This is a genomic window from bacterium, assembly GCA_023145965.1.
Lineage (GTDB): Bacteria > UBP14 > UBA6098 > UBA6098 > UBA6098 > UBA6098.
Genome location: JAGLDC010000106.1, coordinates 1 through 7,276 on the forward strand (window position 1 = coordinate 1; position 7,276 = coordinate 7,276).

Sequence of the window (7,276 nt, forward strand, 5' to 3'; positions counted from 1 at the left end):
GCTTTTTAGCCCAGACTCTAAGCTTATAAAGAACAATGCCGTTTGTTAGATCTGACAAATTAGATGAAGTAAGAAAACGCATGGAGCGCCTCGGTATCCTCGAGGAGGACCTTACGGAGAAGTTTATTCACGGATCCGGTCGTGGAGGGCAGAAGCTCAATAAAACGGCGAGCTGTGTCTATATAAAGCACGAACCTACGGGCATCGAGGTGAAGGTGCAACAATCGCGCTCCCGAGAAGTGAATAGATTTATTGCACGAAGAATCTTATGCGAGAAAATCAAAGAACAGCGTGACGGCATTATTAGCAAGCGTGAGTCTAAGAACTATAAGATTCGCAAACAAAAAGCACGCAGAAGCCGCCGCTCCAAGGAAAAGATGCTTGAGGAAAAGCGCATGCAATCGAAAAAGAAGTCCTTAAGGGGTGGGGTTAACCTTGAAGAATAATCCTAACTTGCACCATCGGCTTAAGCATAAGAGGGCTTGAAGTTCTCCTCGCGGCTTTTTCTTGTGATCCTTATGATCGCCCTTTCCATAGGCGAATGCGAGATTCGTCCCTATAGGATAACATGGGAAAACCTATAGAGAGATTAATTTACAGCACGAAGAGCATGGGTGCGAAAATAAAAATCAATCACCAGAGAAGTCTTGATTTGACCTTGTCAAATTGCTATGTCTATGAACTAATCTAGCATTTTTTTGAAGAGTTTTTTCGCAATGGCGATAATGTAAATCGTGATCGAGGACCGTATCTATTAAGAGTTTTATCATTTGACCACATATCCCACATATTTTATTCTGTTCCAATATTAGCCTTTTTAAATTGGAAAGAAAAATTCTTTTAGAATTTTGGTTTGCGTTCCTGTAAAACTTCGCTTAATATCGAATCCTAAGTTTCAAATACATAAGCTAATCGTTGAATTTTTTCTGTAGCTATCAATCCAATGCTCATCGGTGCTCACTAGATCGGAATATTCCTCGTATATGGCATCGGCATTTCTGATTGATGTGGTTAATTGCTTCTTATATGCTATTTTATAGCGCGCAATAATAATAATTAATAAGAGAGATTTTTTTCGGAGTTTTACTGATATTACAATTGGAGGTGTGCATTTTGTAGGATGAAGAGGATATTTTGGTTTTTTCAAATAAAAAACCTCCGGAGTAGTATCCGGAGGTAGAGAGGAGTCGGTGTCGATAGATCAGTTGCCTCGTGCATAGTTTGAGGGAAATGGAGTGAGGAAACCCTTTGGAGGGGGATCGTAAGGTGGGGGTAAAATACCCTCCGAGATGAGGTTTTCTTCTTTATCGTAGTATAGAGCGAGGATTTCCGCCGGGATGTCGGTCGCTCTTTGAAAGCGAACTTTTCTAACTGGATCATTAACAGTTCTTCCTGGTTCTGTGCCCGCCCGGGATTCGGATTCACAGCGAGATTTTTTTGCGGTGGGCATCGCGCTATCGCAACAGCGCATATTCTTCGCTAATTGGGTGTATCTCGGTGGTTCGTATTCCTTGAATACCGCCGCGCCGATGACACCTACATTTTGCACATTGCCAATTCTTTCTGCCAATGAAAAGCGTGCTTCGTTGAATGTGAAGCGTTGAACATGCTGAAAATCATCCTCTCTTCGAAATCCTTTCACATCGACATGATCGTAGGCATCGATAACATAACCGGATCCATCCCAGTTGCCCTCTGAGCGGTCGATAGCGTTTATTCCATCTACTGTGGGAACTACTAGGATTCGCTTTCCAGAGTGATTAGTTATCCTAAGTGTGTATTCGCTTCCGATAGGCGCTGAAAAGAATGTGTAGCAATCGCGATGAGCTACCTTGGTTTTCGAGCCGTCAATAATAACCTTCACCGAAGCAATTTTACCTTTGAACTCGGCAGTTTTCGCCAGTGAACAACCGACAAAGGCGAGCGCGAGAAAGGAGATTATTAAGACTTGCTTTTTCATATTTCCTCCCGGAAATGAGTTAGTATTCAGTTAAAATCTGTAGGATAATCCGAGCCAAACGCTTGTGAGAGAATAATCTCCATCGAGGCGTGTTTCGTCGATATTCCAGTTAGAAAACTGAGTAGCGAGATCGAGACTAACTAGATCGCTAACAAGGTAACCAAGGCCTCCGGTTATTGTGTTGCGGGTTCTATCTTTCCCGTTTTCGAGATAGGCTATAGGCTCCTGCGAGAAACCACCTCTAAGCTTTAGGGATGCGATAGGTATTGTGAACTCGCTCCCAGCCGACCAGCGTAGAGTCGCGCGATATGAATCATCCATGAGGCGGTTTTGGCTCAATATCCACGCAGGTTCGTCGTATTCGATCTGGCGCCAGTCCACATATTCAGCATCTCCAGCGAGGAGTATCCATTCAGTCGGACGAATTGCCAAGCCGGCACCGAAACGCCATGGAAGAATCACCTCGAAGCTTTGGACAATATCGTAGTCCTCTTGATAGGTTTCCAAACCTGTAGTAATCGAGTCGAAGCGACTGATACCATCCTCTTCGATTATAAGTGAGGTAGGCGTCGAGATGTAGGCTCCTATTTGAACAAAGCGAGTGGGAACAAGCGTCATCCCGAAACGAGCACCGATACCGCTATATTCGTCGGTTATGTCGTCAGCGTATATTTTTCTTTCGACACTGTCCGGCCATGCAGTCTCACCGGGGTTTTGGATATCATTGAACCAGCTATATCTTTCACCGCCAAGGTATAAGTCTATCGATGCGCCTATCGACATCATGGGTGATATTTGAATGCCTCCACCGAGCGAGAATTTCCCGAGGCCGCCCTTCACAGATTCGTCGATTTGATAAATAAGGCCGTCATCACCGGTGCTGTTTGCACGTATTCGTCTATCAAAAGAGTTTGTTCTTGTGAAACCAAGTGCAAAAGAGACGCCGCCACGCTTGGTTGGTAGTGGAATTACACCCCCGATATTCTGTAGTTTAACATAACTATCAGAGCCTGTGCCAGAAGCACTCGAATCGAGTGCGCTTTCGAATGAAAGAGCGTCGTATTGAAGTGCGCCAGCCATTTCAAAGCGATAAATATAAGCAAGATTTGCAGGATTGTAAAAAAGTGCTGTGTAATCCTCAGAAGAAGCAACACCTGCACCACCCATACCTGCCGAGCGAATACTCATCGCAAGGTGTCTGTCGGAGCTGGGTATGAAGTCGGCAACATCGCTATTTGCAAGTGTTTGTGTAAATATGGAGATGGGGATTAGAAAAGTGGATAATATCGGAATTAACAGTCTCATTTTGCTCCTTAATCTAAACCACGACGACGAGGCGCGCGGTCGTTTGTGTTATTGTTGCCGTTGTCATCATCATCGTTTTGAGTGTCCGATGGATTGGAAGCATCGTTTCGTTCGCGCGATTCATCGATGCCATCGATAGCGTCGATTGTTTCGATAATGTTGTCTATTGCATTGTCGAGACCGCGACGCCGTTCGTATTTCTCGCGTCGATCCGGTGATATAGGTTCAGAGTAGTGATGATCCCACCACCAGTATTGGTCTAACCACCAGGGATAACTATAATAGTAGTTCCAACGCGAACACCAATGACACCGATTGTGGTAATAGCCTGGAGAATAGTTTTCCTTTTCCCATGTTTGTTCAGGATTCTCCGATGCCGACGTTATCATGATTTGGGTATAGCAACCATCAACGAACAACACCACTAGGATAATTAAAAGTAATTTCACAACTCTATTTTTCATAACAACTCCTTTTATAGAGAGTTTTCGCATTTTTTATGCCAAAAGTTAAGTGCTTATGTTATAATATGTTATTAAAATAAAACGATTTATTCTGTGCACATAAACTGAAAATATGCACAAATAATGTGCGCCTAATACTGAGGTTTAAACGAGATTTTTTAATCAAAAAGGAATTACAATAATTCAAATGTTTATGGTGAAGGCGGGCGATGGCGCGAAATTTGCCCCTCTGCAAATTTTGTGACATCGAGAATGGTGCGGGGTTTTACCTCACTAAAACCGAAATATGATAAAAGACTAAAAAGTCAGGGCAAGCCTTATATTTTAATGATTATTCCAGGTTGAAAAGATTTATTATTATTTCATAAAAATGCAGCGCTTCGTGAAATAATTATCTCCAAAGTCAATGCGGATAAGGTAAATCCCGCTGCTTAACCTTTTTTCCGGAATCCAAGTGAATGAAGTATTATTATTGCTTTTCTCACAGGGTGCTGATAAATCACAGATATGTTTTCCATTCAAGTCGAAAATTTGTGCTTTTATTTGTTGATTGGTATTATTGAAATGGGAAAGCCCTGTAATATCGATTGAAAGCGATGAATTGAATGGATTTGGATATAAAGCTAAATCTATACTAGACGGAAAGTTTGATGTTTCGTGAATATCGAAGAAAACATCATCTAGAAATTCCCTAGTGAGTATTCGCCCTCGGGAAAAAATATCGAATACAAAATCAGAAAAGGCGCTATTGTGGTCTCCCTCGAGCCAAAATGTATCCGCAGGTTGGTAAGCGCGAAAATCATTATAAGTGAATTGAACTTCACCCGGGAGGATAATAATGCCCATCCCACCGAAATCCCCACCGATTATCTGTTCCATGTCCATATCTGAAACAAAAAATATAAAAGGGGGCATTTCGGCAAAGAGGTGATATTTAGGGGAGGCGTCATACCAATTAAAAGAACTGTCAGCAACGGGGCCAAAAATAGCAGAAAACCCCATAAGGTCATAACCCATCGAAGCCCACGTGCCGCAATCGCTATAGAGCTTTGGTATGTCATAAATACCCATGTTAAATGATATAACCGCTTTTATATTCTCGATATCAATGGATAGTGTGTCCAAGAATCTGGTATTTGTTGCTAAGAGGGTGGCAAGATGAGCACCGGCGGAGTGACCCATAACGATTATCCTCGATGGATCGCCACCGTATTCTTCAATATTATCAACTGTCCACTTGAAAGCTTGAGCGACGTCTAACATATGGTCGGGATGTGATATATCGGGGTGGAGCGAATCGCTGAGGCTATATGAAATAACCACTGTAACAAAGCCCTCCTGGTCGGACAGGGTTGCACCGACAGCAGTAAACTCACTTCTGTCTCCATATGTCCAAGTTCCTCCGTGGATGAAAAACAGGACAGGGGCCGGCTCAGTGATGCCACTTGGCACATAAACATCGAGCATGTTTTTTTCGGGATTAGGAGCAGTTCCATCGGGGTAATAAGGAATATCCGGGTTCACGGAATATGATAACAACGAAAAACAGAAAAAACAAATATAAACTATGATATATTTGGTCATCCTTTTATCTCCTTAGGAAAGCAGTGTTTTATTGATGTCGAACAAATTTTCTTTTTGCGATGGCGCTTTGAGCAAATAGACAGTTAGTCTTGCGCCTCCGGTTTCTAGGTTATTGGCTTCGATAATTCCACGGTGACGATTAACTATGCCTTGCGCAATGGCTAATCCGAGTCCTGTGCCGCGGGGTTTAGTGCTGAAAAAAGGCGTGAATACTCGACTAAGCAGTTCTTCTGGGATTCCAGGTCCCGTGTCGGAAACACTCACGCCTATAAGGCGCTTTTCGGCATAAAAACCGAGACGTTCCTTAGTAATCTTTATTGTAATTGTGCCTTTGTTCTCACCGATAGCGTCTTTCGCATTTATTATCAGATTATAAAACGCATCTTTGAGTTGTTCTTCTCTTCCGAGAGTCCATACCTCGCCTTTTAATTTATTATTTATCTCGATGTAATCCGCGAAACCTGGAGTATGTTTGAGCATTAAGACAATTTCAGAGATAAGCTTGGCAAGGTCGATGCGATTATATGTGATATGATCGATAGGGAGTTCCTTTAAGCGAGCAAAGACGAGGAATTCCTCGAGCACATTTGTTAGGCGATCTGTTTCCTTTATAATTAAATTCATAAGCCTTCGCTCTGAATCGTCTTCGATAACGGATTCCGATCCCATAATAGTTTCGACCGACCCTCGTATAGAGGCAAGTGGATTTCGTATCTCGTGAGCGAGGTTGGCAGATAATTCGCCGATAGCAGCCATTTTTTCGACCTCTTTTAGATATATCTCTCGGCGTTTTTGCTCGGTAACATCCTCGAAAAGGGCGATAATTCCTCGAAGGCTTCCCTCTGGATTATTAAGAAAGCTACAAGTAAGATGCATGGTGCGGAATTCATCGCCAGTCTTAAGTAAAAACTCGCCTTTTCGTTCGCTCAGAGAACCTTCGCCTAGTAGTTCGGAAAGCACTTCGGTGAAAACCTTTGCGTGGGAAGGGAGTATTTCATCGAGGAACTTCCCCTTAATTTTTTTTGAATCAATATCCAAAAGAGCACTGGCCGCCTTGTTTAAATAGACTACCCTGCCCTCCGGATCAAGCGTAATAAGGCCGCTAAGCATGTGCATGAGTATGTCATCAGTATCCATGCTTATACGTCGTAGAGCTTCCCCGGTAACTTGAAGTTCGCCGGTGCGGACTTGGAGTTTTCCGGAGATGTAGCCCATCATGAATGCAACTAGATAGATGAAAAGCGCATAGATATAAGTAGTAAAGAAAAGAAGATCGACGTCTGTATATAACATCGCCGTGACCGGAAAACGGTCGATAACTGGTTCAATAACACCACGGTGTTCCATTATTACCATGGTGGTTAGTAGTAAGACAGATCCTGTGGCAGTTACAAGAGTTCCAATTAATTTGAATATAAAGGCCGAGGTTATAACGGATAAGCCGAAGAGAAGTATAAAAGGTGACCCAGCACCTCCAGAATAATGCACTATGCCTATTTCTACTAGTAACTCGAAAAACAGTTGGACACCGCATATAAACTTAAAACTCAGTTCTTTGCGGCTTTTTTCCCAATAAACTAAAGTTAGAAGATAGCCAAGTGTAATAAGGCCGTAAGCGAAAAGAAGAGTTGAAAGAAGACCTTTACCTGAGAATACTATCAAGACTGCTCCGGTGATGAAAACAAACATACCGAAGCGAGCTATTAAGAGCCATCGTATTTTGCTTCTAAAATAATTGCCTACATCTATAGTTGTAGTAGATGTGACTGTTCCAGCAGTGTTTTCAGTAGAAGTCTTATCGAACATCGATTAACTCTTTTCCATGTCTTATTTAATTTGACCAATGATATCGAACATAGGAAGGTACATGGCTATAAGCAGGGCTCCGATAACTGATCCCATGACGACGATAACAACCGGTTCGATCATGCTAGTTAATGCCGAGACAGCTGCATCGACTTCA

At 42.6% G+C, this 7,276-nt stretch carries 7 protein-coding genes; 1 reads left to right on the plus strand and 6 read right to left on the minus strand.

Annotated elements, in window-relative coordinates; translation table 11 throughout:
• Positions 1–35 precede the first annotated feature (35 nt).
• Positions 36–446 (plus strand): peptide chain release factor-like protein, encoded by a 411-nt coding sequence (locus KAH81_09315; GenBank protein MCK5833849.1) that lies wholly within the window; start codon positions 36–38, stop codon positions 444–446.
• A gap of 449 nt (positions 447–895) precedes the next feature.
• Here KAH81_09315 and KAH81_09320 read toward each other — a convergent pair whose 3' ends face one another.
• The 6 genes from KAH81_09320 to KAH81_09345 form a co-directional block, all read right to left on the minus strand.
• Positions 896–1,147, minus strand: a complete 252-nt coding sequence (locus KAH81_09320; GenBank protein MCK5833850.1) for a hypothetical protein — start codon at positions 1,145–1,147, stop codon at positions 896–898.
• A 54-nt stretch (positions 1,148–1,201) separates the two neighbouring features.
• Positions 1,202–1,960 carry a hypothetical protein gene (locus KAH81_09325; GenBank protein MCK5833851.1) on the minus strand — a complete coding sequence of 253 codons (759 nt, stop codon included), beginning with the start codon at positions 1,958–1,960 and terminating at the stop codon, positions 1,202–1,204.
• A gap of 30 nt (positions 1,961–1,990) precedes the next feature.
• A complete protein-coding gene (locus KAH81_09330; GenBank protein ID MCK5833852.1) occupies positions 1,991–3,265 on the minus strand; it encodes an outer membrane protein transport protein in 1,275 nt (424 codons plus the stop codon).
• Positions 3,266–3,273: 8 nt separating this feature from the next.
• Positions 3,274–3,729 (minus strand): hypothetical protein, encoded by a 456-nt coding sequence (locus KAH81_09335; GenBank protein ID MCK5833853.1) that lies wholly within the window; start codon positions 3,727–3,729, stop codon positions 3,274–3,276.
• A 357-nt stretch (positions 3,730–4,086) separates the two neighbouring features.
• Complete coding sequence (locus KAH81_09340) at positions 4,087–5,313, minus strand: alpha/beta fold hydrolase (GenBank protein ID MCK5833854.1); 1,227 nt, start codon at positions 5,311–5,313, stop codon at positions 4,087–4,089.
• Positions 5,314–5,325: 12 nt separating this feature from the next.
• On the minus strand, positions 5,326–7,119 hold the full coding sequence (locus KAH81_09345; GenBank protein ID MCK5833855.1) for a PAS domain-containing protein: 1,794 nt from the start codon (positions 7,117–7,119) through the stop codon (positions 5,326–5,328).
• Positions 7,120–7,276: the final 157 nt, after the last annotated feature.